Annotated in this window: 24 protein-coding genes; 9 read left to right on the forward strand and 15 right to left on the reverse strand. The window is 73.0% G+C overall.

Going from position 1 to position 25,850, the window contains the following annotated elements; translation table 11 throughout:
• Positions 1-62 precede the first annotated feature (62 nt).
• The 5 genes from Cba03nite_RS00120 (at position 63) to Cba03nite_RS00135 (ending at position 4,437) form a co-directional block, all read left to right on the forward strand.
• A complete protein-coding gene (locus Cba03nite_RS00120; RefSeq protein WP_203740235.1) occupies positions 63-1,454 on the forward strand; it encodes a pyridoxal phosphate-dependent decarboxylase family protein in 1,392 nt (463 codons plus the stop codon).
• Positions 1,455-1,654: 200 nt separating this feature from the next.
• Entirely contained in the window at positions 1,655-2,800 is a 1,146-nt protein-coding gene (locus tag Cba03nite_RS00125) for a phosphotransferase (RefSeq protein ID WP_203740237.1), read from the forward strand.
• A 123-nt stretch (positions 2,801-2,923) separates the two neighbouring features.
• Positions 2,924-3,661: a polyphosphate--glucose phosphotransferase gene (gene ppgK / locus Cba03nite_RS00130; RefSeq protein ID WP_203740239.1), complete on the forward strand. Its 738-nt coding sequence runs from the start codon at positions 2,924-2,926 to the stop codon at positions 3,659-3,661.
• A gap of 133 nt (positions 3,662-3,794) precedes the next feature.
• Positions 3,795-3,917, forward strand: coding sequence for a hypothetical protein (locus Cba03nite_RS40185; protein ID WP_256442865.1), 123 nt, complete (start codon positions 3,795-3,797; stop codon positions 3,915-3,917).
• A gap of 121 nt (positions 3,918-4,038) precedes the next feature.
• Positions 4,039-4,437 carry a hypothetical protein gene (locus Cba03nite_RS00135; protein WP_203740241.1) on the forward strand — a complete coding sequence of 133 codons (399 nt, stop codon included), beginning with the start codon at positions 4,039-4,041 and terminating at the stop codon, positions 4,435-4,437.
• Positions 4,438-4,441: 4 nt separating this feature from the next.
• Here Cba03nite_RS00135 and Cba03nite_RS00140 read toward each other — a convergent pair whose 3' ends face one another.
• Complete coding sequence (locus Cba03nite_RS00140; RefSeq protein ID WP_203740243.1) at positions 4,442-5,668, reverse strand: cytochrome P450; 1,227 nt, start codon at positions 5,666-5,668, stop codon at positions 4,442-4,444.
• A gap of 2 nt (positions 5,669-5,670) precedes the next feature.
• A complete protein-coding gene (locus tag Cba03nite_RS00145; RefSeq protein WP_203740245.1) occupies positions 5,671-6,966 on the reverse strand; it encodes an SGNH/GDSL hydrolase family protein in 1,296 nt (431 codons plus the stop codon).
• 344 nt (positions 6,967-7,310) lie between these two features.
• Between Cba03nite_RS00145 and Cba03nite_RS00150 the strand changes: the two genes are divergently transcribed.
• The 4 genes from Cba03nite_RS00150 (at position 7,311) to Cba03nite_RS00165 (ending at position 12,811) form a co-directional block, all read left to right on the forward strand.
• On the forward strand, positions 7,311-8,870 hold the full coding sequence (locus Cba03nite_RS00150) for an AMP-binding protein (protein ID WP_239125346.1): 1,560 nt from the start codon (positions 7,311-7,313) through the stop codon (positions 8,868-8,870).
• A 14-nt stretch (positions 8,871-8,884) separates the two neighbouring features.
• Positions 8,885-10,819, forward strand: a complete 1,935-nt coding sequence (locus Cba03nite_RS00155) for an MFS transporter (protein ID WP_203740247.1) — start codon at positions 8,885-8,887, stop codon at positions 10,817-10,819.
• Positions 10,812-11,507, forward strand: coding sequence for an SGNH/GDSL hydrolase family protein (locus Cba03nite_RS00160; RefSeq protein ID WP_203740249.1), 696 nt, complete (start codon positions 10,812-10,814; stop codon positions 11,505-11,507). The genes Cba03nite_RS00155 and Cba03nite_RS00160 overlap by 8 nt, the downstream gene beginning before the upstream one ends.
• A 242-nt stretch (positions 11,508-11,749) precedes the next feature.
• The gene (locus Cba03nite_RS00165; protein ID WP_239125347.1) at positions 11,750-12,811 is read left to right on the forward strand and encodes a S1 family peptidase; all 1,062 of its coding nucleotides are present in this window, start codon (positions 11,750-11,752) and stop codon (positions 12,809-12,811) included.
• A gap of 68 nt (positions 12,812-12,879) precedes the next feature.
• Here the strand turns inward: Cba03nite_RS00165 and Cba03nite_RS00170 are convergent, their stop codons facing one another.
• The 13 genes from Cba03nite_RS00170 to Cba03nite_RS00230 form a co-directional block, all read right to left on the reverse strand.
• The gene (locus Cba03nite_RS00170; protein WP_203740253.1) at positions 12,880-13,854 is read right to left on the reverse strand and encodes an alpha-ketoacid dehydrogenase subunit beta; all 975 of its coding nucleotides are present in this window, start codon (positions 13,852-13,854) and stop codon (positions 12,880-12,882) included.
• A complete protein-coding gene (locus tag Cba03nite_RS00175) occupies positions 13,854-14,807 on the reverse strand; it encodes a thiamine pyrophosphate-dependent dehydrogenase E1 component subunit alpha (protein WP_203740441.1) in 954 nt (317 codons plus the stop codon). Before Cba03nite_RS00175 ends, Cba03nite_RS00170 begins: the two co-directional genes overlap by 1 nt.
• A gap of 16 nt (positions 14,808-14,823) precedes the next feature.
• Positions 14,824-15,816, reverse strand: coding sequence for a methyltransferase (locus Cba03nite_RS00180; RefSeq protein ID WP_203740255.1), 993 nt, complete (start codon positions 15,814-15,816; stop codon positions 14,824-14,826).
• A 91-nt stretch (positions 15,817-15,907) separates the two neighbouring features.
• Complete coding sequence (locus Cba03nite_RS00185) at positions 15,908-16,696, reverse strand: DUF3050 domain-containing protein (RefSeq protein ID WP_203740257.1); 789 nt, start codon at positions 16,694-16,696, stop codon at positions 15,908-15,910.
• A 29-nt stretch (positions 16,697-16,725) separates the two neighbouring features.
• Positions 16,726-17,637 carry a phytanoyl-CoA dioxygenase family protein gene (locus Cba03nite_RS00190; protein WP_203740259.1) on the reverse strand — a complete coding sequence of 304 codons (912 nt, stop codon included), beginning with the start codon at positions 17,635-17,637 and terminating at the stop codon, positions 16,726-16,728.
• A 61-nt stretch (positions 17,638-17,698) separates the two neighbouring features.
• Positions 17,699-18,814, reverse strand: coding sequence for a 4-hydroxyphenylpyruvate dioxygenase (gene hppD / locus Cba03nite_RS00195; protein WP_203740261.1), 1,116 nt, complete (start codon positions 18,812-18,814; stop codon positions 17,699-17,701).
• Positions 18,815-19,138: 324 nt separating this feature from the next.
• Positions 19,139-20,410 (reverse strand): beta-ketoacyl-[acyl-carrier-protein] synthase family protein, encoded by a 1,272-nt coding sequence (locus Cba03nite_RS00200; RefSeq protein ID WP_239125348.1) that lies wholly within the window; start codon positions 20,408-20,410, stop codon positions 19,139-19,141.
• Positions 20,407-22,023 carry a class I adenylate-forming enzyme family protein gene (locus tag Cba03nite_RS00205; RefSeq protein ID WP_203740263.1) on the reverse strand — a complete coding sequence of 539 codons (1,617 nt, stop codon included), beginning with the start codon at positions 22,021-22,023 and terminating at the stop codon, positions 20,407-20,409. Before Cba03nite_RS00205 ends, Cba03nite_RS00200 begins: the two co-directional genes overlap by 4 nt.
• A gap of 20 nt (positions 22,024-22,043) precedes the next feature.
• Positions 22,044-22,616, reverse strand: a complete 573-nt coding sequence (locus tag Cba03nite_RS00210) for a beta-ketoacyl synthase chain length factor (RefSeq protein ID WP_203740265.1) — start codon at positions 22,614-22,616, stop codon at positions 22,044-22,046.
• Complete coding sequence (locus Cba03nite_RS00215; RefSeq protein WP_203740267.1) at positions 22,613-23,830, reverse strand: beta-ketoacyl-[acyl-carrier-protein] synthase family protein; 1,218 nt, start codon at positions 23,828-23,830, stop codon at positions 22,613-22,615. The genes Cba03nite_RS00210 and Cba03nite_RS00215 overlap by 4 nt, the downstream gene beginning before the upstream one ends.
• Positions 23,823-24,026: a hypothetical protein gene (locus Cba03nite_RS00220; protein ID WP_203740445.1), complete on the reverse strand. Its 204-nt coding sequence runs from the start codon at positions 24,024-24,026 to the stop codon at positions 23,823-23,825. Before Cba03nite_RS00220 ends, Cba03nite_RS00215 begins: the two co-directional genes overlap by 8 nt.
• 41 nt (positions 24,027-24,067) lie before the next feature.
• Positions 24,068-24,325: an acyl carrier protein gene (locus Cba03nite_RS00225; protein WP_203740269.1), complete on the reverse strand. Its 258-nt coding sequence runs from the start codon at positions 24,323-24,325 to the stop codon at positions 24,068-24,070.
• A gap of 91 nt (positions 24,326-24,416) precedes the next feature.
• Positions 24,417-25,829: a class I adenylate-forming enzyme family protein gene (locus Cba03nite_RS00230; RefSeq protein WP_203740271.1), complete on the reverse strand. Its 1,413-nt coding sequence runs from the start codon at positions 25,827-25,829 to the stop codon at positions 24,417-24,419.
• Positions 25,830-25,850: the final 21 nt, after the last annotated feature.

Genomic DNA, 25,850 nt, shown 5'->3' on the forward strand with positions numbered 1-25,850 from the left:
GGAAGCGCTCCCATCCGCCCGCCGGTCAATGCCTCGCCCGGAGATGTAGCAGAGTGCAGGGTATGACCGCACGCCCCGAGGACTACGCACCCGCGCTGGACCACGCCGTCGCGCACACCCTGGCCTGGCTGGCGTCCCTGCCCGACCGCCCGGTGCGGCCCAGGGCCACCGCCGACGAGCTGAGCGGGGTCTTCGGCGGCCCCCTGCAGTCCGGCCCGTCCGACGCCGCCGAGGTGGTCGACCTGCTGGCCCGGCAGGCCGAGCCGGGACTCATGGCGATGCCGTCCGGCCGCTTCTACGGCTGGGTCATCGGCGGCACCCTGCCCGCCGCACTCGGCGCGGACTGGCTGGTCAGCGCCTGGGACCAGAACGCCGCCATGCGCTACAGCACGCCCGCGACCGCGGCCATCGAGCAGGCCGCCGGCGAGTGGCTCCTCGACCTGCTCGGGCTGCCCGCGCACGCCGACGTCGGTTTCGTCACCGGCGCCACCATGGCCAACTTCACCGGCCTGGCCGCCGGGCGGCAGCAGGTGCTCGCCGACGCCGGCTGGGACCTCGACCGCGACGGGCTCACCGGCGCGCCCCGCATCCGCGTCCTCGTCGGCGCCGAGCGGCACGCCACCGTCGACCAGGCCCTGCGCTACCTCGGCCTCGGCGCGCCGGTCGAGGTGCCCGCCGACGAGCAGGGCCGCATCCGGCTCGACGCGCTCGCCGACGAGCTGGCCCGGGGCAGCGGCCCGGTCATCCTGTGCCTGCAGGCGGGCAACATCCACTCCGGCGCGTACGACGACATCGGCGCCGCCTGCGCGCTCGCCCGCGAGCACGGCGCCTGGGTGCACGTGGACGGCGCCTTCGGGCTGTGGGCCGCCGCGTCCCCGGCCACCCGGCACCTGATGTCCGGGCACGAGCTCGCCGACTCCTGGGCCACCGACGCGCACAAGACCCTGAACGTGCCGTACGACTGCGGGATCGTGGCCGTGGCCCGCCCCGGCGCACTGGCCGCCGCCATGGGTACGCAGGCCAGTTACCTCGTACGCACCGACGGCGGCCCGTCCGACCCGCAGGACCGGGTGCCGGAGCTGTCCCGCCGGGCGCGCGGCGTGCCGGTGTGGGCGGCGCTGCGCTCGCTCGGCCGCTCCGGGGTCGCCGACCTGGTCGAGCGCCTGGTCCGGCACGCCCGTGCGCTGGCCGACGGCATCAGCGCCATCGAGGGCGCCACCGTCCTCAACGACGTGGTCTTCACCCAGGTCAGTGTGTCCTTCGGCGACGACGCCCGGACCCGCGAGGTGACCGCCCGGCTGCTCGCCGACGGCACCTGCTGGATGTCCGGCTCCCGCTGGCAGGGCCGCGACATCCTCCGCGTCTCCGTCAGCAACTGGTCCACCGACGACACCGACGTGGCCGCCTCCCTCACCGCCCTCCACCGCGCCTGCGAAGGAAGGGCACCTTCTTAACGCTATCTGTAGTAGAAGGTGCCCTTCTTAACGCCGCTCCCAGTGCCTCTCGCCGGCGGGGCGGTGCTGTTGGGCCGAGATCGCGGGTTCGTGTCAAGATCTGCGGTTCTGCGCAGGGTTCCGACACGAAACACCGATCTTCGACGGCTTGGCCCGCGCGGGGAGTGCGCGGGGCTCGACAGGACTTCGGGGGAGGACGGATGAGTGGCGCTGAGTGGGCTGCGGAGCATGAGGTCGGTGCGGCGCAGGCGGCCGAGCTGATCGGCGCACGGTTCCCGCGACTGCGCGGGCTGACGGTGACGCCGTTCGCCACCGGCTGGGACAACACGGTGCACCTGGTCGGCGGCGAGTGGGTGTTCCGGTTTCCGCGCCGGGCGATCGCGCTGAAGCTGCTGGCACACGAGACGGCGGTGCTGCCCCGGCTGGCCGGGCGGCTCCCGCTGCCGGTGCCGTGTCCGGAGCTGATCGGCGAACCGGCCTGCGGCTACCCGTGGCCGTACTGGGGTGCCCGGCTACTGCCCGGCGTCGGGCTGGCCGACTCCGGCCTGCCCGACGAAGCGCGGGTCGCCGCCGCAGCCGGCCTGGGCGCGTTCCTGCGCGCCCTGCACGACCCCGCGCTGGCCGCCGCCGTAGCGGTTCGCCGCCCGGACACCCCGACCGGCGTACCCGGCACCACGCCAGGTACCGGTATCGGCCCCGACACCAGCACCACGCCCGGCACCGGCACCGACATCGGCACGATGCCCGGCACCAGCACCAGCACCATGCCCGGCACGGGTACTCCGGCACCTGTGCCTGATCTCGGCGGCCCGGCGGCCGGGGCCGGCGCAGCCGCGTCCGATGGCGGAGCGGACGAACCCCGGGCCGTGCTGCCGGTCGATCCCATGGGACGTGGCAATCCGTCGGTACGGGCGCCGCTGGCGCGCGAGCGCCTCGACCGGGTGGCAGCGCAGGGCATCTGGCAACCCGACCCCGCCGTGTACGCCCTGCTCGACGGGGCGGTCCGGCTCGGCCCGCCGGACGGCGCACCCGTGCTCGTACACGGCGACCTGCACCAGCGCCACCTGCTCCTGGACGCCACCGGCCGCGCCGCAGGGGTGATCGACTGGGGCGACGTGTGCCTGGGCGACCCCGCCCTGGACCTGTCCCTGGCGTTCAGCGGCTTCACCGGCCCCGCCCGCGCCGCGCTGCTGGACGCGTACGGCCCCGTCCCGCCGGAGCGCGAGGCACGGGCGCGCGTGCTGGCCGTCTTCCTCAGCGTGACGCTGGCCGAGTACGCCCACGGCGAGCACCGCACCGCCCTGCTGCGCGAGTCCCTCGCCGGCATCTCCCGCGCCGCCCGCTGACCAGCCGGAACCGCGGACCGGACAGCACCCCGCGACGCAGCAGCGCCACCAGGGAGCCGTTAAGAAGGGCACCTTCTACTACGGAAAACGTTAAGAAGGTGCCCTTCCTTCTAGACTGGGGGTATGGCGATCCTCGGCATCGACATCGGTGGCTCCGGCATCAAGGGCGCTCCGGTGGACGTCACTCAGGGCAACCTGGCCGGTGAGCGGTTCCGGGTGGAGACCCCGCAGCCGTCCGACGTGAACCGGGTGGTGGCCGCCGTCGCGGAGGTGGCGGGCCAGTTCGGGGTCGCCGAGCGGATCGGGATCACGTTTCCCGGGGTGGTGCTGGGCGGGGTGACCCGCACGGCCGCCAACGTGGACAAGTCGTGGCTGGGCGCGCCCGCGCAGGACCTGTTCGCTCAGGCGGTGGGCGTGCCGGTGACGCTGCTCAACGACGCCGACGCGGCCGGGATCGCGGAGATGCGCTTCGGCGCGGGCCGCGGCCGCAAGGGTGTCACGGTGATGCTGACGCTGGGCACCGGCATCGGCAGCGCGATCTTCATCGACGACCGGCTGGTGCCGAACACCGAGTTCGGGCACATCCAGCTCGACGGCGAGGACGCCGAGGAGAAGGCGTCGGCGCACGCGCGTGAGGTGGACAAGCTGGGCTGGGGCAAGTGGGCCAAGCACGTCGAGGAATACCTCAGGGAGATCGAGAAGCTGCTCAACCCTGATCTGATCATCATCGGCGGCGGGGTGAGCAAGAAGTCCGAGAAGTTCCTGCCGCTCATCGACCTGCGCACCCCGGTCGTGCCCGCGGTCCTGCTCAACGAGGCCGGCATCATCGGCGCCGCCCTCGCCGCCGCCGAAAACGGCTGAAACCGACTCCGCCGGGCCGCTCGGCTGGGCGGCGGGTGGGGATGATCGCGAGTTCGTGTCCAAACGTGGGCTGGAACCGCGGATCTTGACACGAAACGGCGATCATCACAGGGGAGCAGGGGAGGTCGGGGGTATGCGTATCGGGAATACCGAGGTCAGGCCGTTGGGTGGGGCCTGGGGGTGCCTCGCCATGATCCTCGTGTCGATCCTGCTCTCGGTCGTCTGCACGATCGGGCTGAACCTGATCATCCGCTGACCGGGATGGGACCGGGACCGGCCCGTGCAAGGGGCGCGTTCCCCGGCCGGGAGGCCCGTCGGCGTTGGACAATACGCACAGGCACCGGCGTCCGGCGCCGGTTCCGGACCGAGGAGCCGTGATGGCCTTCCAGGACCGTATGACGCTGCGCAACCTGTACCTCTACCTGGTCTGCCTGATCACCCTGGTGATCTCGATCTTCGCCGCGGTCAGCCTCGTCCGGTCGGCGGTGGAGCTGTTCTACCCGGACCCGGGCTACTACGGCTACCCGCCGCGCTGCGCGGACGTGCAGGGCGGCAAGCCGTGCGACGCGGCGCAGCAGGCGGCCTTCGAGGTGGACCAGAAGCGCCAGCAGGAGCTGATGAGGGACTCGCAACGGCGCAACGCCATCCTGGGCCTGGTCACCTCGGGCACCACGCTGGCGATCGCGGTGCCGGTGTACGCGTACCACTGGAAACGGATCCAGACCGAGCTGCCGCCCCGGACCGTGGTGCCCGCCGGGGAGCCGCCCACGGTGTGACCGCTCAGGCCAGGGTGAGCCAGAGCTGCTCGTGGCCGCGCAGCATGAGCTGGCGCGGGGTGCCCGGCGGCGCGGCCAGCCGGATGTCGCCGAAGCGGTCCAGCAGCATGGCCAGCCCGCGCTGCCCTTCGAGCCGGGCCAGGGCCGCCCCGAGGCAGTAGTGCGCGCCGCCGCCGAAGCTGAGCGTGGCCGTCTCGGTCCGGTCGGGGTCGAACGTATCGGGGTGCGCGAACCGGGCCGGATCGCGGTTGGCGGCGGCGAGCAGCACCAGCACCCAGCACCCGGCCGGGATGGGCACCCCGGCGACCTCGCTGTCGGCGGCGGCCCAGCGTACGGAGAAGTGCGTGGGCACCTCGTAGCGCAGGATCTCCTCGACGTAGCGCGGGGTGAGCGAGGCGTCGGCGCGCAGCCGGGCCAGCGCCTCGGGGCGCTCCAGCAGCAGGGTGAGGCCGTTGCCGAGCAGGTGGGTGGTGGTGACGAAGCCGGCGTTGAACACCACGATCAGGTTGGCCAGCAGCTCCTCCTCGGACATCGGGGCGCCGTCGGCGTCCGTCGCCTGCACCAGCGCCGTGATCAGGTCGTCGCGCGGGTCCCGGCGGCGCAGGGCGGCCAGCTCGCCGAAGTACGCGGTGATCTCCTCGGAGGCGGTGTTCGCCGCGGCGACGTTGTCTGGGGTCGCGCCGCCCAGCTCCAGGATCGCGCCGAGCGCGAGCGCGCGGGGGCGATACCAGGCCCGGTCGGCCTCCGGCACGCCGAGCAGCTCGCCGAGCACGTTGGCGGGCAGCGGGAAGGCGAACTCGCTCATGAAGTCGACCTTCGCGCCGCCTGCGGCCTGCTCGGCGAGCCGGTCGAGCAGGTCCGCGGTGAGCCGTTCGACCGCGGGCTCCAGGGCGGCGATCCGGCGCGGCGTGAAGGTCTGGTTGAACATCCTGCGCAAGCGGGTGTGCCGGGGCGCGTTGGTGAAGAACACCGAGTTCATGAAGACCGCGTGCGCCCGGTTGCCCTCCCAGCTGGGTTTGGCGCCGAGCAGCGTCTCGTCCATCACCTTGAAGGTCGCCGAGTCGCGCAGCACCTGTGCCGCGGCGTCGTACCCGTGCACGACGTAGCTGTACCGGTCGCCCGGCTCGACCCTGCAGACGGGGCCGTGCCGGTGCAGCTCGGCGTAGAACGGGTACGGGTCCCGGCGCACCTCGTCGGTGTGCAGCGAGGCGAGGGAGACCTCGGCGGCCATGGTCAGTCCTCGTCCTCGTCGTCTTCGAGCAGCAGGTCGAGCGGGATGGCCTTGGCCATGGCCTCGTTGCCGGCGTCGTTGGGGTGGATGTGGTCGCCGCTGTCCCACTCGGGGCGCAGCTTGGTGGGGTTGGCCGGGTCGCGCAGCGCGGCGTCGAAGTCGATGACCCCGTCGAAGTCGGTGCTGGTGCGGATGTACGAGTTCACGGTGAGCCGCACCGAGTCCAGCGTCGGCGTGTACGCGACCACCCCCGGCGCGGACTCGAACGCGTTCCACGGGCTCAGCGTGCAGACGATGATCTTCAGCCCGGACTGCCGGGCCAGCGACGCCAGCTGCTGGATGCGCGCGATGATGTTGTCGGCGCTGTCCTGGCTGAGCCACACGTCGTTGATGCCCAGGGCCAGGATCACGGTGCGCACCCCGGTCTGCCCGAGCACGTCGAAGTGGAACCGGGACGAGCCGTTCATGCCCAGCTCGTTGACGCCGAGGTCGGCGCCGTCGAGGGTGAGCCGGTTGCCGGACAGGCCCGCGTTGAGGATGCCCGGCGCCCTGCCCTCGGGCGCCTCCTTGACCAGCCGCGCGCCGAGGTAGTCGGTCCACCGGCGGTCGGCGTTGACGGTGGACTTCAGCCCGTCGGTGATCGAGTCGCCGAGGACCACGATCGAGCCCTGGCCGCTGCGGTTGAGCACGTCGAGGCCGGTCAGGTAGTACCAGTTGTTGCGCGTCTCGGCGAGCTTGGCGCCGCTGGCCGAGGTGGCGTGGTCGCCCGCGCCGATGTAGGCGGTCTCGCGGGCGTACAGGTGCCAGGTGGCCGGGCCGGGGGTCTGCGTGGGCAGGTACAGGGTGACCGCGATGTCCTGCGACGCGGGCACGTCCATCTGCACCGGGTCGCTGACGGCGCTGCCGCCGGCGGGGATGGTGACCGATTTCTGGCCGTTGAAGGTGGCGTCCACGATGGAGCCGGGCTTGAGGTCGCCCGGACCGGCCTCGGGCCACGGCAGCGCGAGCGTGGCATGCCCGATGGTGAGCGGCTTGGTGCCGTACCGGTTGGACAGCCGGATCCGGGCCTGGCTGCCGCCGACCGACGTGTGCACGAACATGCGGATGCTCTGGTCGCTGAAGCCGTCCTTGGACTTGCCCGCCCCGGCCGGGGTCAGCGCCGCCGACCACGAGCCGGTCCAGCGCTCCGGCTCGGGCGCGACGGCCTGGCCGTTCGCGGTCGCGACGAGCAGGGTCGAGCCGACGGTCACCAGGGTGACCAGGGCCATCACGAATTGCCGTTGCCGGGGGCTGTTCATCGGCGCGGACGCTCCTCGGGCATCGAGGGACATGGCCAGAGGTCGATCACCGGGCACGACGGAAGCGGGTCCGCTGGCGCGTCCGGGACGGGCCGGGGTGTCGGCAGTCTAAGCCGATCCGAGGGCGGTTTGCATCATCGGAATCGATGAGGGATCCGGTCCGGACGTCTGCATACGCAAATGTCCCGATTGACAATTGTCGGCTGCACGAATCGACGGTCCGCAGTGGTGGCTGATTCACGATCGTGGCGGTATCGTCGCCGCTTAGGCCGTTGCCACACACCGGTAATCGGCCTGTTACCAGCGAATCCGCTGACTTCCGGCCGAACTGGGGTGACTCGATCGTGGGTGAACAGATCTTTGATCCGAAAGCGAACTATGCCGCGCAGGCATTGACGCTCTTCACCCGATACGGTGACGCCGAGGCGCTCGTCGCGGTCGACGGGCAGCGCTACACCTACGCGGAGTTGCACGCCGAGGTGGTCGCGATGGCCGGGGCGCTGTGGGCGCACGGCATCCGCCCCGGCGCCGCGCTCGGCGTGCTGGCCCGCAACCCGGCCGAGTCGATCTTCCTGCAGCTCGCGGCCGGCCTGCTCGGCTGCCGCACCGCCTGGATCGCCAACAACGCCCCGCCCCGGTTCCGCCGGGACTTCCTCGACCTGGCCCAGGTCGACGCCTTCGTGTACGACGCCCGCAAGCTGCCCGAGATGGGCGCCGAGCTGGCCGCGCTCGCCGCGCCGCGGCCGGTGTTCTGCTTCGGGCCGGGCGGGCTCGGCCCCGACCTGACCGGCGGCCCGCGCGCGACCGAGCTGCCGATCGACCCGCTGACCGTGCCGCACGAGCCGTCGTCGCTGTTCCAGACCGGCGGCACCACCGGCCTGCCGAAGCTGGTGCACCACGGGCACTCGTTCTTCGCCGCGCTGCACCTGCTCTCCCGGTACTACGCCGACAGCGGCCAGCCCACGCTGCGCCACCTGCTGATCGCGGGCACCTGGCACGTCAGCGCGCAGACGGCGGTGTTCATGACGCTGTTCACCGGCGGCACCGCGTTCCTGCACGACGGCCTGGACTACCCGCTGTTCTACGACACCATCGAGCGCGAGCGGATCAACAGCACGCTGCTCGCGCCGCCGCTGCTCTACCTGCTGCTCGACGACCCGAAGTCGGCCGGGGTGGACTTCAGCAGCCTGCACACGCTGACCATCTCGGGTGCGGCGGCGTCCCCGACCCGGCTGGCCCAGGCCATCGAGCGCTTCGGGCCGGTGATGCGCATCGTGTACGGCATGAGCGAGTCCCCGTTCATCTCGGCGCTGCCCAATCTGGACCACGATCCGGCGCACCCGGAGCGGCTGGCCTCGTGCGGCATCCCGTACGGCGACGTGCGCGTGGAGATCCGCGACGCCCGCGGCGCGGTGCTGCCGGCCGGCGAGGTGGGCGAGGTCTGGGTCACCGGGTCGCTGCTGATGCGGGGCTACTGGGGCATGCCGGAGCTGACCGCCGAGACGCTGGTGGACGGCTGGCTGCGCACCGGCGACGTGGGGCGGCTGGACGCCGACGGCTACCTGTACCTGTTCGACCGGGTCAAGGACATGATCGTGACCGGGCTGAGCAGCACGAACGTCTTCTGCCGCCCGGTCGAGGACGCGCTGGCGGCGCACCCGCAGGTGCAGGCCGCCGCCGTCATCGGGGTGCCGCACGAGCTGGAGGGCGAGGCGGTCCACGCGTACGTGGTGACCACGCCCGATGCGACGGTCACCGCCGAGGAGCTGATCGCGCTGGTCAGCGCCGAACTGAACGCGATGTGGGCGCCGCAGACGGTCGGGTTCGTCGACGCCTTCCCGCTGACCGAGTTCGGCAAGGTCGACAAGAAGGCGCTGCGCGCGCGGTACGCGGCCGACGCCTGATCTGGAGGGTAGTGATGACGGTCCACGCGGCGCCGGCGCTCGGCGATCCCACGGCCGAGCCGTCCGGCACGCCGGTCCGGCTGCCGGTGTCGGCCGCCGAGTCGGTGTCGGTGCTGGCCACCCGGATGTCGTTCGTGGTCGTGCCGTGGCTGCTGCTGGCCGCCGACGCGGGCCTGCGTACGGTCGGCGTGGTCGCGGCGGCGCAGCTCGTGGCATACCTGCTGGCCGGCCCGGTGGGCATCGCGCTGGCGGACGGCCGCCGCCCGGTGCGCGTGGGCGTCGCGGCCGACCTGCTCAGCGCCGTGGCCCTGACGGGCGTGGCGTACTTCGCGCTGCCGGACTCGCCGGTGACCGGGTGGCCGGGCCTGGCGGGCACCGCGGGGCTGGCCGCGCTGGCCGCCGCGCTGCGCTCGGTGAGCGACCGGGCCAAGGACGCGGTACGCCGCGACGCCGACCCCGAAGAAGCCCGCCCGCCGCGCTCCGGGCTGGCCCGCGCGTTGCAGGTGCTCGCGCTGCTGGCCATGGGCGCCGGGGCGGGCGTGCTGGCGGTGCGCCTCGGCCCGGCCGGGGTGCTGTGGCTGGACGCGGTGCTCTGCGCCCTGGCCGCGGCCCTGCTGGTGCAGGCCGTCACCGAGCGCCCGCGCCCGGCCGGTGCCGCCGCCGCGCCCGAGGTGCTCAGCGGCGAGGTGCTGCCCGCGAAGCCCGGCGCGGCCCCGGAGGCCGCCGCGGGCGAGGAGGCGGCGGCGGGCTCCGGCGACGAGCCCGACCCGGCCGGCCCGGCTGATTCCCTGAACGGCTCCGGTGGCGAGCACGCCGCGGCGCGCATCCGCACCGGCGGGAACGCGGTCCATGCGGCGATTCCGGCGCAGGCGACGGGCAGCCCGTCCGCCAACGGCAGCCACCCGGCGGGAGCGGAGCAGGCCGAGGGCAGGGCGCGGGGCGAGGCGGCGCCGCCGATCGCGCGGACCCGCGCGAAGGACCTGCGCCGGGGGGCCATGGCCGAGCTGCGCTCGGACGGGCTGATCCGGCGGCTGGCCGTGGTGCTGTTCCTGACCAACCTGCTGGTGCAGGCCGGGGCGGTGCTGCTGGTGCCGGCCTGGATGACCCACGTGCTGCGCGAGCCGGAGCTGCTCGGCCTGGTCGGCGGGGCGTTCGTGCTCGGTGCGGTCACCGGCGGGGTGGTGCTCGCCGGGCTGACCCGCGAGCCGTACCGCTGGGTGGTGGCGGCGCTGGCGTTCCTGGCCGGCGGCGGCACGGCCGCGGTGCTGGGCGGGCTGCCGCCGCTGCTGCTGCTGATCGTGGTGGTGGCGTTCGTATGCGGGGCGACCCTGTCGTCGGTGACGCCCGCGCTGGGCACGCTGCTCGCGCAGCGGGTGCCCGCGCCGGTGCGCAGCCGCGTCGGCGGCTTCGCCGCGTCCACGGCGTACCTGGGCCTTCCGGTGGGCACGGTCGCCGCGGCGTGGGCGCTGCCGGTGCTGGAGCTGCGCTGGGCGCTGGCCGCCGCGGCGGGGGCGTACCTGGTGGCGCTGCTGGTGCCGGTGTTCGCGTACCGGACCTGGCGGCAGCTGAGCGCGGGCGCGCCCGCGGTGCTGACCGGCGCGGCGCGGCTGCCCGCCCGGCTGTCGGTCACCCTGGCCTACGCCAACGGCCAGTGGCTGGTCGAGGTGCGCAAGGGCCGGGCCCTGCTCGGTACGCGGCACCTGGTGAAGACCGCCGAGGCGATGAGCATGCTCGCCTCGCTGGACGTGCCCGGGGTGCGCAGCAGCGTCGAGGAGGCGCTCGCCGTTGACCAGACCGAGGCGGCCCGCCAGGCCGAGCGGATGCGCGGCGAGCTGGCCGAGTTGGAGGCGAAGCTGGCCGGGCTGTCCGAGATGGCCGAGTTGAGCGACGTGCGGCTGCCCGCCCAGCCGGGGCCGCCGCCGGCCGAGAAGGCCGCGAAGCATGGCTGACGGCTATGCCGTGACGCTGGAGGCGGCCGATCCGTGGTGCCTGCGGCCGGGAGAGGCGGCCGCGCTGCTGGCCGGGCATCCGTGGCGGCGGTTCGCGGTGGTGGGCGACAGCGTCGCCGCCGGGCTCGGCGATCCGGTGCCCGGCTACGTCGAGCTGTCCTGGTGCGACCGCATCCGGACCGAGCTGGCGGCGGTGCGCCCCGAGCTGGTCTACCTCAACCTCGGGGTGCGGGACCTGCGCGCCGCCGAGATCCGGGCGGGCCAGCTCGGCCCGGCGCTGCGCTTCGCACCGGACCTGGTGCTGGTCGCGGCGGGCGGCAACGACGCGCTGCGCCGGTCGTACGATCCGGACGCGGTGGACGGCGAGCTGGCCGGGATGATCACCGAGCTGCGCCGGGCGGGCGCCGAGGTGATCACGGTGGGCATGTTCAACGTGTCCTACGCGCCGTCCTTTCCCGATCCGGTGAAGCACCTGGTGCGCGAGCGGATGGACACCCTGGCGGTGCGTACGGCGGCGCTGGCGGCGCGGCTGGGGGCGATCCACGTGGACTGCTCCGGCCACCCCGCCGAGCGCGACCCCGGCAGCTACAGCGCCGACGGCATCCACGGCAACCTGCGCAGCCACAGCATCTGCGCCGCGCTCACCATCCGCCGCCTCGGCGCCCACCTGGGCAACACCTTCGCCTGACCGGCCCCCACCACCACGGCCGCGTCCGCGCGTCGCCACCCGGCCACAGGCCCCCGGCGCGCAGACGCGGCTCCGGCCTGCCCGGTTCCCGAGCGGCGCACATCTGGCACATACATTTAGCACAGTAAATATTGAAGATTCTTGCATTGTTTGGCATCGTGTTCCACGACCGAGCGCCCTAACCGGGCAACCCGGTCACCTCCGGCATGTCATCCCACATGCCACAACCCCGAGGAGGAACCGTGACCAACTCCAGGTCTCCGCTGCTCCGCGCCGCGGTGCGCGCCGCCGCGGCCACCCTGCTGGGCGCCGCCCTGATCGTGCCGGCTACCGCGCAGGCCGCCCCGGTCGGCGGCACCGGCCCCGCGCTGAGCCCCGCCGCGGCCGAGACGCTCGCCGCCGAGCTCGACTCGCCCGGCGCGTACGTCGACGACAGCGGCCGCATGGTCGTCACCGTCACCGACGGTGCCGCCGCCGCGCAGGTCCGGGCGAAGGGCGGCGTGGCCAAGCTCGTCACCCGCAGCGCCGCGCAGCTGAACGCGGCCACCGCCGAGCTCGACCGGCTGGCCCGCATCCCCGGCACCGCCTGGTCCACCGACCCGATCACCAACCAGGTCGTGGTGACCGCCGACGACACCGTCACGGGCGCGAAGCTGGCCAAGCTCAAGGCCGTCACCGACCGCCTCGGCGACGCGGTGCGCGTGGAGAAGGTCGCGGGCACGCTCAGCCCGACCATCGCCGGCGGCGAGGCCATCTACGGCGGCGGCTCACGCTGCTCGCTCGGCTTCAACGTGCGCAACTCGGCCGGCCAGCAGTTCTTCCTCACCGCCGGGCACTGCACCAACCTGGCCGCGACCTGGTACGCCAGCCCCAACAACCAGAACCTCCTCGGCACCCGCGTCGGGTCCAGCTTCCCGGGCAACGACTACGGCATCGTGCGCTACGACAGCTCGATCGCGCGGCCGGGCTCGGTGTACCTGTACAACGGCTCCTACCAGGACATCACCAGCGCGGCCACCCCGTCGGTCAACCAGACGGTCTACCGCAGCGGCAGCACCACCGGCGTGCGCAGCGGCCGGGTGCTCGGCCTCAACGCCACCGTGAACTACGCGCAGGGCAGCGTGTCCGGCCTCATCCGCACGAACGTGTGCGCCCAGGGCGGGGACAGCGGCGGGTCCCTCTACGCGGGTACTGTCGCCTACGGTCTCACCTCCGGCGGCAGCGGCAACTGCACCACCGGCGGCCAGACCTACTTCCAGCCTGTCGTCGAGCCGCTGTCGGTGTACGGCGTCAGCGTCTACTGAGCCATCCTCCACATGAGGCGGCCGCCGGGGGTCCCGCCCGGCGGCCGCCGCCATTCCCGTTCCGGGGTTCAGCGGCTGGACTTGTAGACCTCCTGCACCGCGGTCAGCAGCTGGTCCCGCTGCGGCTGCACGGCCAGGTCCAGCTCGCGGGCGAACGGCAGCACCGCCCCGTCCGGCCGGGTCACCCGCTTGGGGGGCACCGCCAGCCGCATCTCCTCCGCCGCGACGGCCAGGATCTCCCCGCCGATGCCGCACATGCGGTTCGAGTCGTCGACGACGACCAGCCGCCCGGTCTTGTTCACCGACGCCGCCAGCCCGGCCCAGTCGAACGGGTAGAGCGTGCGCGGGTCGAACACCTCCACCGAGATCTGGTCGGACAGCTGCTCGGCGACGTCCAGCGCGGCCTGCACCAGGTGCCCGACCGCGACCACGGTCACGTCGGCGCCCTCCCGGTGCACCCGGCCGACGCCCAGCGGCACCGGGCCGAGGGAGTCCATGTCCACGTCGGCGCGTACCCCCAGCGAACCGGCGGGCGCGAACAGCACCACCGGGTCGTCGTCGCGGATCGCGGTCAGGAACAGCCCGTACGCGTCCTCCGGCGTAGCCGGCACCAGCGTCTTCACCCCGACGTGCGCGAACAGCCCGTACGGGTGGTCGGAGTGCTGCCCCGCCCAGCCGCTGCGCGAACCCGAGCCGGGCACGAAGTACGTCACCGGCACCTTGGCCTGCCCGCCGGTCATCAGCGAGAACTTGTGCGCCTGGTTGGCGATCTGCTCGAACACCAGGAAGAGCAGCGACGGGATCTGGAACTCGATGACGGGGCGCAGCCCGGCCAGCGCCGCCCCGGTGGCGAAGCTGGTGAACGCCTGCTCGGACAGGGGCGTGTCGACCACCCGCTGCGGGCCGTGCTTGGCCAGCAGGCCGGTGGTGACGTTGTTGACGCCCACCCCGATGTCCTCGCCGAGCACGCACACGCTCTCGTCCCGGGCCATCTCGTCGGCCAGCGCCCGCTGCAGGGCCTTCAGGTAGGACAGCCGCGCCATCAGCGCACCCCCTCGAACAGTCCGATGCCGTTGCGCCCCCGCAGGCCGGTGGCGTAGAGGTGGTCGAGCGCGCCGGCCGGGTCGGGCGCCGGGCTGTCCAGCGCGAACGCGACCGCCTCGGTCAGCACCGCCTCGATCTCCGCGTCGATCACGGCGCGGGCGCCCTCGGGCAGCCGCGCGCCCTGCACGTCGAGCGGGTCGCGGGACCGGCCCGCGGCCACCTCCTCGTCGGTGCGGTAGCGCACCCGGGCCTTGTGCTCCCAGGTGTGGTGCGCGTCGAAGCGGTACGCCGTGCACTCCAGGAAGCTCGGGCCGCCGCCCGCCCGCCCCAGCGCGACGGCCTCGGCGGCGGCGTCGCGCACCGCGCGGGCGTCGGTGCCGTCGACGGTGACCGCCGGCATGCCGAACGCCGCCGCGCGGGCGGTGATCGACCCGGCCACGCCCTGCTCGATGGTGAGGGTGGTGGCGTAGCCGTTGTTCTCGCAGACGAACAGCACCGGCAGCCGCCACAGCGCGGCCAGGTTGAACGTCTCCAGCAGCACGCCCTGGTTGACCGCGCCGTCGCCGAAGAAGCTCACCGCGACCCGGTCGCTGCCCTCCTTCACCGCGGCCCAGGCGGCGCCGGTGGCGATCGCGCCGCCCGCGCCGACGATGCCGTTGGCGCCGTAGATGCCCTTGCTGAAGTCCGCGGCGTGCATCGAGCCGCCCCGGCCCTGGTTCAGGCCGGTCGCCCGGCCGGTCAGCTCGGCCAGCATGCGCACCGGGTCGGAGCCCTTGGCGAGCACGTGCCCGTGCCCGCGGTGGGTGCTGGTGATGACGTCGTCGTCGCGCAGCGCCGCGCAGACGCCGGCCGCGATCGCCTCCTGCCCGATGTACGGGTGGATGCCGCCGACGATCTCACCGCTGTGCACCAGCTCGATCGCGCGCTCCTCGAACCGGCGGATCAGCCGCATGGTCCGGTACAGCTGCTCATCCAAGACGCGCCTCCAGCACCCCGTCGCGGGACTCCACGACCTCGAACCCGGCCTTGCCCAGCAGCTCCCGGTACTCCGCCTCGGTGCGGTCGCGGCCCTCCAGGGTGACCAGCATCAGCAGGTCGACCAGGCCGGCCGCCGAGCGGGAGGCGGCCGGGGCGCTCTCCGGCAGCAGCTCCTCCAGCACGATCACCCGGCCGTGCGGGGGCAGCACCGCGTGCACCCGGCGCAGGATCGCCACCGCGTTGTCGTCGTTCCAGTTGTGCAGCACCCGCGCGAGCACGTACGCGTCGCCGCCCTCGGGCACGCCGTCGAAGAAGCTGCCCGCCACGCACGACGAGCGCTCGGCCAGTCCCGCGGCGGCCAGCCGGGCCCGCGCCGCCTCGGCCGCGTCGGGCAGCTCCAGCAGCACACCGCGCAGGTGCGGGTGACGGGTCAGCACGTCGAGGAGCAGGCTGCCGTTGCCGCCGCCGACGTCCACCACGGTGCCCGCCCAGGTCAGGTCGCACTCGGCGAGCCCGTCCGGCGGACGCTGGTCGCCCATGGACTCGTTGAACACGGCGGCGGCCTCGGGATTGTCGTCGAGGTAGTCGTAGAACGGGCGGCCGTACACCGCCTCGAAGGCGGGGCGGCCGGTGCGCAGCGTGTGCACGATCTCGGCGAACGAGCGGAACACCTCGTCGCCCTGCATCAGCGCGTTGAGCCGGACCGAGCCGGGCACGTCGGCGCGCAGCAGCTCGGTGGTGGGGGTGAGGCCGAACGTGTCCGGCTCCGGCTCGGTGAACAGGCCCATGAGGGCCAGCGCGCGCAGCAGCCGGCGCAGCGCGGCGGTGTCGGCCCCGCAGTCGTGGGCGAGCTGCCCGACGTGCACGGGGCCGTCCGCCATGAGGTCCGGCACGCCCAGCTTCACCAGCGCGTACACCCCCTGGGCGACCCAGGTGCCGGAGAGGATGCCGAGCAGTTTGCGGCGGGCGAGGGATTCGTTCATGCAGCGCTCCGTGCCGTGTCGTCGATGTGCCGCAGCCGCGGCTCACTTGTGGCGGTCGCCGTAAGTGAGCCGCGGCCGAAAAAAAGAGAGGTCAGCAAGCCTTGATCGCGTCGTGGATGCCCGTCCACAGCCGCTGCCGGGCCGCCAGCGCCGCGTTCACCGTCTGCGCTGCCTCCGCCCACCGCTCGTCGGCGTCGCCGCACAGGTCGGTGACCATCTGCATGGCCATCGGGGTGTGCTCCTCGCCGTCGACCTCGATGTGCCGGGCCAGGTAGTCGACGAACGTGTCGAGCTTGCCGCCCTCCTGGTTCACCTTGATGACCTGCTGGAACATGTCCGGGATCAGGTCCTCGCGGCCGAACGCGAACGAGGCGGCCTGGCAGTGCACCGGCAGCGTGTCGATGAAGCGGAACGTGGTCCGCACGAACTCGGCCGACACCGGGTTGACCTTGGCCTCGACCAGCGCCTGCTCGACGGTGCTGCCGGTCCGGAGCAGATCGATGAAGGTGTTGATCACCGTCGTGTCCGCGCCGGCCTCGTCCATGCCCTTGACGTACAGCTCGAAGTGGCTGATGAAGCCGCCCTGCAGCTCGTCGCTCTCCTCGACCAGCACGATGTCGTTGATCAGGCGGCGGCTGCCGGTCGGGCCGCTCGGGATCCACGGCACGGTGACGCTGGTCAGGCTGCGCTGCAGCGACTTGAGCAGCGACATGAAGTCCCACACCGCGAAGACGTGGTGCTCCATGAACGTCACGATGGCCTGGTGGCTGTCCAGCGCGGCGTAGATCGGGTGGGTGATGACGGCGGTGCGGGCGTCGCTGACGGCGTCCTCAAGCCTGGTGATGCCCGGGTGAGTCTGGCCCCAGTCGTATCGCGACATGCGTTCCTCCTAGTGGATGCGGTGTTGGGTCAGCTGCTCGCTGAGGTCCAGAGGACGGGGCAGTAGTCCGGGTCGGCGTAGTCCGGACGGCCGTCGGGGGTCTTGCGCACCAGCTCGTCGTGGTTGTAGCCGACGACGGTGCCGTCGCTGAGCGCGTACGGCCGGTAGGTGTTCTCGCCGTCCTGCAGGTGCAGGGAGATCGCGCGGCGCGGGCGGTCGCTGCGGTTGGCGCCGCTGCCGTGGTACGTCCGGCAGTGGTGGAAGCTCATGTGGCCCTTGGGGATGATCATGGGCACCTTGCGCACGGTCTCGCCGTTGAACTCGGCGTTGCGGGCCAGCAGGACCTCCAGGTCCTCCTTGTCCCGCTCGGCGAAGTGCTTGGCGGTGGTGTCGTTGTTGCCGATCTCCCGCCACAGGTGGCTGCCGTCGACCATGGTGATGGTGCCCATCTCCTCGCCGCAGTCATGGAAGGGGATGAACGCGGTGAGCATGCGCTCCGAGGTCGACGACGCCCAGTAGTGCCGGTCGAAGTGCCACGGCACCACGTTGGTCGGCTCCTCCGGGCGCGGCGGCTTGTAGATCAGCGTGGACTGGAAGATGCGGATCTCGTCCGCCTGCGCCAGCCGCGCCGCGACCGCGCCGATCAGCGGCTTGCGCAGCAGCTTGGCCAGGCCGTCGTGCTCGTAGTGCACGTAGTCGTTGTGCCGCTGCACCGCCCCGTGCGAGGGCTCCCAGTACGCCAGGCGGCGCGGGCGCAGCGGCAGGGAGCGGCTGCGCTCCCCGGCGTAGAAGCGCTCGCTCGCGTCGACCAGCTCGTCGACCTCGGCATCGGTGAACAGCTTCTTCGTCAGGTACCAGCCGTGCGCGGCGTAGAACGCGACGTCCTCGTCGGACGGGAGCAGCTCGCGCTCCTCGTCGGTCAAGTGGAACTGCTCAGCCATGGGTCTCGCTCCTCATATCGGGGTGGTGGTGGAGGCTGTGGTGCACGGGGGTGTCCCGGTCTCAGGCGGCGGCCAGTCCGGCGGGCCGGGGCGCGGCTTCTGCTGCTGCGTCGCCCGGCCGGGCCAGCTCACGCTCCTTGGCCTCGTACAGCGCCTTGATGTTGCTGCTGCCGAAGGTCAGCGCGCCGTGCCGCTCGATCAGCTCCAGGAACAGCGTCCGGCGCACGTGCATGGACTGCGTGAAGATCTGGTAGAGCTGGCCGTAGTGGTCGGTGTCGACCAGCACCCCGAGGCTGCGCAGCTCGGCGATGGGCAGGTCGACGCTGCCCAGCCGCTGCTCCAGCGCGTCGAAGTACGCCTGCGGCGTGCTCAGGAAGCCGACCCCCTTCTCGGCGAAGGTGCGCACGGCGGTGACGATGTCGTCGGTGCGGAACGCCACGTGCTGCACCCCGGCGCCGGCGTGCCAGGAGAGGAAGTCGTCGATCTGGCCCGGCTTACGCGACAGGTCCGGCTCGATCAGGGTGAACGTCACCTGCCGGGACTGGCTCTGCACCACCTTGGAGTCCATGCCCTGGCCGCCGACCTCGATGTACTCCTCGAAGATCTCCGCGAAGCCGAAGACGTCCTGGTAGTAGCGCGAGGTGGCGCCCAGCTCCCCGGCGGGCACGCAGATCGCGCAGTGGTCGATGACCCGCAGCAGGTCGGCGTCGAACGACTGCTCCGGCAGGGTCATCTCGAACGTCCCGGGGAGGAACTCCCACGGGTTGCCGTGCCGCTCCACCAGGCGGTGGGTGACGTCGCCGAAGCCTGACACGCTCGCGGTGACGACCCGCCCGTCGGCGTTCTCGTGCACCTGCGGCCCGGCCAGTGCGGCGGCCCCGCGGGACACCACCGCCTCGTAGAGCCCGGTCGCGTCGTCGGTCTGGAACGCGATGATCGCCACGCCGTCGCCGTGCCGGCCGACATACTGCGTCGCCGGATGCTCCGGCACCAGGCCGGAGGTCAGCACGATGCGGATGTCGCCGTGCTGCAGCAGCAGCGAGCGCTGCCCGGTCAGACCGGTCTGCGGACCACCCTGCCCGCAGACCCGGAAGCCGAACGCGGTGCACAGATAGTAGGCCGTCTGCCGGGCGTCACCGACGTAGAACTCCAGGTGGTCGATGCCGAGAATGTTCATTCCTACCTACCCCTTGGCGGTCGCTGTCCTGTGTCGCACGTATTGCCAGGACTCGATCCCCGCCAGGTGGGGCGCGGAACGGGTCCACGGATCGGGGTTCGCCCCGGCGTGTTTTCGCGCACGCCGAATGAACCCCCGATGATCCGATTGGCCGTCGTGCCCCTGTGACGTCCCTCGTCACGGCCGTCCCACCGGAGCCGACTGCTCCGGCGGAAGGCCGTCATCTGTCACGCTAGCGGGTTGTGCAGACGTCTCTCAATACCTATCCAGGCAAATATTTAACTGAGACAGTATGTTGTCTGATGCAAACTTTCCGGCGATGCCTCACTCGGCAAAACGGCTGAGTCTGGTGGTGGGCCGACCCAGGACAAGGCTCACATTGTGACCGCCGAATCCGAATGAATTGGACAGCGCGAAATCGATCGGATTTTGTCGAGCCTTACCGCGAATATGGTCGAGATCGCACGCCGGATCGGGCTCGTCGAGGTTGACCGTGGGCGGCAGCAAGCCGCGGCCGACCGCCAGCGCCGTGGCGGCCGCCTCGATCACCCCCGAGGCGCCGAGCATGTGCCCGGTGACCCCCTTGTTGGAGCTGACCGCCGGCATCGCCCCGGCGAACACCCGGCCGATCGCCGCCGACTCCGCCACGTCGCCCATCTTCGTGCTGGTCGCGTGGGCGTTCAGGTAGCCGATGTCGGCCGGGCCGAGCCCCGCGTCCGCCAGCGCCCGGCGCATGGCCTCGGCCTGCGCGTCGCCGTCGGGGCGGGGCGTCGTCGGGTGGTGGGCGTCCGTGGTCGCCCCCCAGCCGTGCAGCGTGGCGTACGCCGCACGCCCGCGCGCGTCGGCGTCGGCGGCCCGCTCCAGCACGAACACCCCCGCCCCCTCGGCCAGCACCAGCCCGTTGCGGCGTTTGTCGAACGGCCGGCTCGCGGCGGTCGGGTCCTTGGCCCAGCCCCGGGCCAGCGCCCGGGTGTTGTGGAAGGTGTCGGCCAGGGTGGGGAACAGCGGCGCCTCGCCGCAGCCCACCAGCACCACGTCGGCCTCGTTGTTGCGCAGGATGCGCATGCCCTCGGCGATCGACTGCGCCCCGGCGGCGCACGCGGTGCCGATCGACGAGCTGTAGCCGCGCAGGTCGTACTTGATGGCGATGCGCGCGGTGGCCATGTTCGGCAGCATGCCCGGCAGCAGATACGGGCTCACCCCGAAGCGGCCCTGCTGGGTGCGGGTCACCACCTGCGACTCCAGGGTGGCCAGTCCGCCGGTGCCGGACACCACGGTGGCCGCCCGGTACGGGTCCACGTCCCGCCCGACGACCAGGTCCGCGTCGGCCATCGCCTGCTCCGCGGCGACCAGCGCGTGCACGATGTACCGGTCGAGCGTGCGCGACTCCGGGCCGGGCAGCACGTCGGCCGCGTCGATGTCCGGGCCCTTGCCCATCACCTCCAGGGACCCCTGCGCGGGATGCCCCTCGGGTGTGGCGACGATCCCGGAGCGCCCGCCGCACAGCGCGTCGAAGATCTGGTCGAGCTCCTGCCCGACCGGGGTGACCAGGCCGATGCCCGTGACGACGATGTCAGGGCGGCTGCTGTCCGTCACGCGGCACCTGCCAGCGCCCGCTCGCGCAGCACCAGCTTGCGCACCTTGCCGGTCGCGCCGGTCGGGATGTCCTCGTCGTGCACCGCGTTGATCGCGCGCAGCGTCGGCGCCGCGTGCTCGCCCAGCGCCGCGACCACGGCCGCCCGCCGGTCCGCCGCCGCGTCGGCCTCGGGGCGCAGCAGGAGCAGCACGTCGGTGACCACGATGCCGTTCTCGCGTACCGCGACCACGGTGCAGTCGAGTACGTCCGGGCAGGAGGCGAGGATCTTCTCCTCGGTGAGCGAGGTGTGCAGCCAGTGCCCGCCGTCCAGCACGACGGAGTCCACCGCGCGGTCCACGTGGTAGTAGTAGCCGTCCTCGTCGTAGTACACGAGGTCGCCGGTGAGGTAGTAGCCGCGCTGGCGGGTGCGGAACGTGGTCACCGAGTCGTTCCAGTAGCCCAGCGTCACCGTGGGCGACTTCAGGCCGAGGTGGCCCACCGTGCCCGGCCCGACCGGCTCGCCCTCGTCGTCGAGCACCGCGACGTCGGCGAACACGTGCGGGCGGCCGATGCAGCGGTCGTAGCGGTCGGTGTCCAGCCGGTGGGTGATGTGGAAGGCGGAGTGGCCCATCTCGGTGGAGCCGATGCCGTCGATGAACATCGAGCCCTTCACCCGGGTCACCCCCTCACGGGTGACGGTGTTGCGGCTGCCCACGTTCACCAGCGGCCGGATGTGCGCCTCGTGCGCGCAGTCGCCGGTGTTGAACCAGATCGCCACCGAGTCGATGTCGCGCTTGGTCAGGTCGTGGCGGGCCATGTCGGCCCAGGTGACCGCGAAGCCGAAGACGCCGGTCGGCTTGTAGCGCTCGATCGCGTCGAGCACGTAGTCGCCCCGCTGGGAGGACAGGAACACCAGTTCGGCCCGGTTGCACAGGGCCTGGTTGATGGACAGGATGCCGGCCGTGTGGGCGGCGGGCAGCGCGCACACCACGCGCTCGGTGCCCTGCGCGCGCGGGCCGGACAGGCGGATCTTGCGGGTGGCCGCGAACAGCGTGGTGTGCGAGTGCACGATCGCCTTCGGCAGGCCGGTGGTGCCCGAGGAGTGCGTGATCGAGATCGGGTCGTCCGGGTGGTGCCGGTACACCGCGGGCGCCTGGGCCGGGTCCCCGGTGCCCATCTCGGAGACGTCGCCCAGCAGGCGCGAGCCGAAGTCGCGGCCCTCCAGCAGCGCGGCGTGCTTGGCGTCGGTCAGCACGCCCACGGCGCGCAGGCGGCGGATGTACTCGGCCGCGATCTCACCGCTGAGGTTGCCGTTGAGCAGCGCCGGGATCGCGCCGAGCCGGTTGAGGGCGAGGAAGCTCAGCACCACGTCGGCCGACGTGCTGGTGTAGACGGCCACCGGGTCGCGCCAGCCGATGCCGCGCTGGTGCAGCCACGCGGCGCGGGCGGCGACCCGCTCGTCGAGCTGTCCCAGCGTGAGCGGCTCCCAGGCCGGGTGCCCGTCGACGTCGACGTCGAAGGTCAGCCCCGGCCCGGCCGGGTCGGCGCCGTGCGCCAGCAACCGGGTGATGACGTTCCCGGCGCCGAGGTCGGCGTCGGCGGCGAGGATCGCCCGCAGGTTGGTGCTGGACATCGCTGCACTCCCTCTACTCGCTACTCGGTGATGTCGCTGCTTCGTACGAGCACGGCCAGCGCGCGGTCGCGCCCGCCGTCGTCGGTGGCCTGCTCGGCCACGATGACCAGGGCCTCGTCGGCGTCGCCGTCGCGGATCAGCAGCGACGCCGCGGACAGCCCCTCGGCCAGGGACTCCGGCACCGGGTCGGCGCCGCCGTCCGGGCTCAGCGAGACCACCGGCCCGCCCAGCTCCCACCGCGCCGCCACGTAGCCGGCCACCGCGTTGGGCACGGCCTGGAAGAACAGCAGCGGTCCGAGCCGCTGCCCGGCGGCGACCGCACGGGCCACCGCCGCGGCGGTCGTCGCGTCGCCGGAGCAGGACGAGATGATCACCGCGGTACGCGCGCCGCGGGCCGGGTCGGCGGGCGGCTGCCCGTACGCGGCGGTCAGGCACCGGCGGGCGGCCTCGGCGACGAGCGGGCTGAACGAGGACAGCACGAAGCCGGCCAGCTGCGGCGGCTCGGCGTCGGCGGGGGACTCCGGCCAGCTGCCGCGGGCCAGTTCGACGAGGCCGGGCACCGCGTGCGTGGGGGAGGTGGTCCGGCTGCTCATACGCCGATCACCAGGGCCGTGTTGGCGCCGCCGAAGGCGGCGTTGAGGCTCAGCGCGTACGCCGGGCGCGCGGCCAGCGGCTCGCCCGTGATCAGCCGCAGCTCGCAGCCGGGGTCGGGCTCCAGGAAGCCCGCGTTCACCGGCAGCAGCCCGGCGCGCATGGTCAGCACCGTGGTCACCAGCTCCAGCAGCGGTGACGCCTCCAGCGCCTGCCCGTGCAGCGACTTGGTGGAGCTGATCGGCACCCGCGCGGCATGCCCGCCCAGCGCCCGGTGCAGCGCGGCGGCCTCACCGGCGTCGCTGGCCGCCGAGCCGGAGCCGTGCGCGTTCACGTAGCCGATCTCGGCCGGGGCGAACCCGGCCCGGTCCAGCGCGGCGCCGATCGCGCGGGCCAGCCCGGCGCCGTCGGGCCGCGGCTGTACCACGTGGTAGCCGTCGCCCGCCCGGCCCCAGCCGTGCACCGCGGCCAGCACCTCGGCCTTACGGGCGCGCGCGGCGCGGTCCGATTCCAGGACCACCGCCGCCACCCCGTCGCCGAGCAGCAGCCCCTTGCGCCCGGCGCTGAACGGCCGCACGGCACCGTCGGCGGCCAGCGCCCGGCCCGCGTCGAACAGCGCGAACTGGTCCGGATCGACCAGGTAACCGGCGGCCACGACCAGCCGCTCCGCGTCACCCGCCGTGATCATGGCGGCCGCGTCGGCGACGGCGGTGCTCGCCGCGACACAGGCGCTCGTGTAAGTGCGGGGCCGCATGGCCAGTCCGGCCTTGGCCGCGACCATTGCGGCGAAGCCGCCGGCACCGGATGGGGCCTGCCATGCAGCGTCGTCCGGCGCCCGCCGCATCGCGGGGACGCGCGGCGTCGCGGCACCCGCCGCGCGGGGCCGGGAGCCGTCCGGGTCGCCGTGCACGGCAAGCAGCAGCCGGGTCGCGGCGCGGTCGGCGGTGGACAGCCCGGCCTGTGCGCAGGCCTCGTCCACCACCGACAGCAGCTCGTCGACCAGGGACGGATCGCCGGGCAGCAGCGCGCCGACCCGGACCCGGCGGTCCTCGACGTCGAAGCGGGTGACCGGCGCGAACGCCGGCCGCCCCGCCAGGACGCCGTCGAGCAGGGCCTGGTTTCCCCGGCCGTACGCGCTGACCGCCGACAGCCCGGTGAGCACGACCTGTGGCCGGTCGTGCCGCCGGGTCGCCGCGGCCGGGCGCGCTTCAGTCACCGGCCCGCTCCGCGAGCGCCTCGCCGAGCACGACGACCGCGCCGTCCACCGAGGTCATCCGCATCAGCAGGTCGTCGTCGAGGTCGAGCACCACGCCGTAGCGCTGCTCGACCTGGTGGATCAGCCAGGCCAGTTCCAGGGAGTCGATGCGGTCGCGCACCTGCTCCGGCGTGCGCTCGCCGTACGTGGCGAGCATGCTCACCACGTCGTCCCGGCCCGGCGCGGAACGGGTGGTCACTACGCGCTCGCCAGCTCGGCGCGCTGCGCGACGGCCTCGGCGAACTCGCCGACGGTCATCGCCGCCATCTGCTCGGACTCCTCGTCGGTGAAGGTCACGCCGTAGGCGTCCTCGACCCGCACCGCGAGCTCGGCGACGGCCAGCGACTCCAGGTCCACCCCGGCGGAGCCGAGCGGGGTGTCGGCGTCGACGTCGTCGATCGGGTAGTTCATCGCCGCGATCGCGTCGATCACGAACTGGCGCACCTCGGCACTCATAGCGGATTCCTTCCATGGTTGACGGCCCGGCGGGCCCGGATCGGCTGCGGTCGGGTGGCTTGACGGACACGGCGGAGGGCCGCTCCGGGGCTCATGGGGCCGGCTTCGGCTCCGCCGTGCGGAGCACCGCGCGGTCGCGGACCAGCTTGCCGGTCGCGGTGCGGGGCAGCTGCTCGACGATGTGCAGCACGCGCGGCCGCTTGTACGGGGCCAGCCGCACGGCCAGCTCGCCCTCCAGTGCCGCCGCCGCGCCGGGGTCGGGCACCACGGCGAAGGCTTCGATGCCGCCGTCGTAGACGACCACCGCCCCCTCCACGCCCGGCAGCGCGGCCAGAGTGTGCTCCACCTCGGTCAGGTCGACCTTGAGGCCGCCCACCGACACCTGCGAGTCGAGCCGGCCGAGCACGGTCATCAGCCCGGTGGCCGGGTCGACCCGGCCCGCGTCCTTGGTGTGCAGCCAGCCGTCGATCCAGCGGGTCGGGTCGGACAGCCCGATGTACGGGCTCGCGGGCGTCGCCACGAGCAGCTCGCCGTCCTGCTCCCGCACGGTGATGCCGGGCGCGGGCATGAGGGAGGGCCGGTGCTCGCCGAACAGGTCGGTGGCGATGACCCCGACCTCGGTCATGCCGTACATGTTGCCCAGCGTGATGCCGTAGCGGTCGGTGAAGCGCTGCGCCACCTCGGCGCGCACCAGCTCGCCGCCGGTGGTCATCCGCTTGAGCTGGGCCAGCTTCGGCGGGTTCGGGTTGGACGCCAGCAGCTCGGTGTGGAACGGCACCCCGAGCAGCGTGGTCGGCGCGTCGCCCGCCTCGACCGCGCGCAGGATCGCGTCCACGGTGAGCCGCTCGGGCAGCACCAGCTCGGTGCCCGCGTGCAGGCAGTAGAGCAGGCCGCCGACCAGGCCGAGCACGTGCACGACCGAGGCCAGCAGCACCACCCGCTCGCCGGGCAGCGGCACGCCGTCGATGCGGGTGTACCGGTCGACCTCGGCGACGAGCTGCTCGGCGGTACGCGCGATGACCTTGGACGGGCCGGTGGAGCCGGAGCTGAGCTGGACCACGGCATGCCCGGTCTCGGCGGGACGGCCGTCCCGGGCCTCGGGCACGTCGGTGACGTCGTAGAAGGCGCGCAGCCCGCCGGGCAGGGTGCCGGTGAAGCCCACCAGGACCTGCGGCTGGAGCCGCTCCAGAGCGCGGTCGGTCTCGTACGCGGTGAGCCGGTGGTCCAGCAGCGCGACCTGCGCGCCGATCCGCCACGCGGCGAGCAGGTTGGCCGCGTACGCCAGGGAGGGCGGCAGGCGCAGCGCGACCGAGCCGCCCCGGGCCAGGCCCAGCCCGCGCAGGGCGGTCTCGCGCTCGGCGACGGCGGCGCGCAGCGCGGCCCGGGTCACGGGAGATCCGAAGTGCAGGCACACCTCGCGGTCGTCGCCGCGCAGCAGGTGCTCGTCGACCCACTCGGAGGTGGCTGCCAGGGGCGCGCCGGTTGCCCAACCTGTGTTGCTCATGATCTGCTCCGCCAGTTGCTC

It is taken from the genome of Catellatospora bangladeshensis (assembly GCF_016862575.1).
Lineage (GTDB): Bacteria > Actinomycetota > Actinomycetes > Mycobacteriales > Micromonosporaceae > Catellatospora > Catellatospora bangladeshensis.

Coding starts and splice junctions, on each gene's coding strand:
- Cba03nite_RS00220 (WP_203740445.1), bottom strand. CDS start 24,026: ATGCTCGCCACGTACGGCGAGCGCACGCCGGAGCAGGTGCGCGACCGC.
- Cba03nite_RS00135 (WP_203740241.1), top strand. CDS start 4,039: ATGGCCTTCCAGGACCGTATGACGCTGCGCAACCTGTACCTCTACCTG.
- Cba03nite_RS00125 (WP_203740237.1), top strand. CDS start 1,655: ATGAGTGGCGCTGAGTGGGCTGCGGAGCATGAGGTCGGTGCGGCGCAG.
- Cba03nite_RS00175 (WP_203740441.1), bottom strand. CDS start 14,807: ATGCGGCTGATCCGCCGGTTCGAGGAGCGCGCGATCGAGCTGGTGCAC.
- Cba03nite_RS00120 (WP_203740235.1), top strand. CDS start 63: ATGACCGCACGCCCCGAGGACTACGCACCCGCGCTGGACCACGCCGTC.
- Cba03nite_RS00145 (WP_203740245.1), bottom strand. CDS start 6,966: ATGAACAGCCCCCGGCAACGGCAATTCGTGATGGCCCTGGTCACCCTG.
- Cba03nite_RS00140 (WP_203740243.1), bottom strand. CDS start 5,668: ATGGCCGCCGAGGTCTCCCTCGCCTCGCTGCACACCGACGAGGTGCGC.
- Cba03nite_RS00180 (WP_203740255.1), bottom strand. CDS start 15,816: ATGAACGAATCCCTCGCCCGCCGCAAACTGCTCGGCATCCTCTCCGGC.
- Cba03nite_RS00230 (WP_203740271.1), bottom strand. CDS start 25,829: ATGAGCAACACAGGTTGGGCAACCGGCGCGCCCCTGGCAGCCACCTCC.
- Cba03nite_RS00205 (WP_203740263.1), bottom strand. CDS start 22,023: ATGTCCAGCACCAACCTGCGGGCGATCCTCGCCGCCGACGCCGACCTC.
- Cba03nite_RS00155 (WP_203740247.1), top strand. CDS start 8,885: ATGACGGTCCACGCGGCGCCGGCGCTCGGCGATCCCACGGCCGAGCCG.
- Cba03nite_RS40185 (WP_256442865.1), top strand. CDS start 3,795: ATGCGTATCGGGAATACCGAGGTCAGGCCGTTGGGTGGGGCCTGGGGG.
- Cba03nite_RS00170 (WP_203740253.1), bottom strand. CDS start 13,854: ATGGCGCGGCTGTCCTACCTGAAGGCCCTGCAGCGGGCGCTGGCCGAC.
- Cba03nite_RS00225 (WP_203740269.1), bottom strand. CDS start 24,325: ATGAGTGCCGAGGTGCGCCAGTTCGTGATCGACGCGATCGCGGCGATG.
- ppgK (WP_203740239.1), top strand. CDS start 2,924: ATGGCGATCCTCGGCATCGACATCGGTGGCTCCGGCATCAAGGGCGCT.
- Cba03nite_RS00210 (WP_203740265.1), bottom strand. CDS start 22,616: ATGAGCAGCCGGACCACCTCCCCCACGCACGCGGTGCCCGGCCTCGTC.
- Cba03nite_RS00190 (WP_203740259.1), bottom strand. CDS start 17,637: ATGGCTGAGCAGTTCCACTTGACCGACGAGGAGCGCGAGCTGCTCCCG.
- hppD (WP_203740261.1), bottom strand. CDS start 18,814: ATGAACATTCTCGGCATCGACCACCTGGAGTTCTACGTCGGTGACGCC.
- Cba03nite_RS00185 (WP_203740257.1), bottom strand. CDS start 16,696: ATGTCGCGATACGACTGGGGCCAGACTCACCCGGGCATCACCAGGCTT.
- Cba03nite_RS00160 (WP_203740249.1), top strand. CDS start 10,812: ATGGCTGACGGCTATGCCGTGACGCTGGAGGCGGCCGATCCGTGGTGC.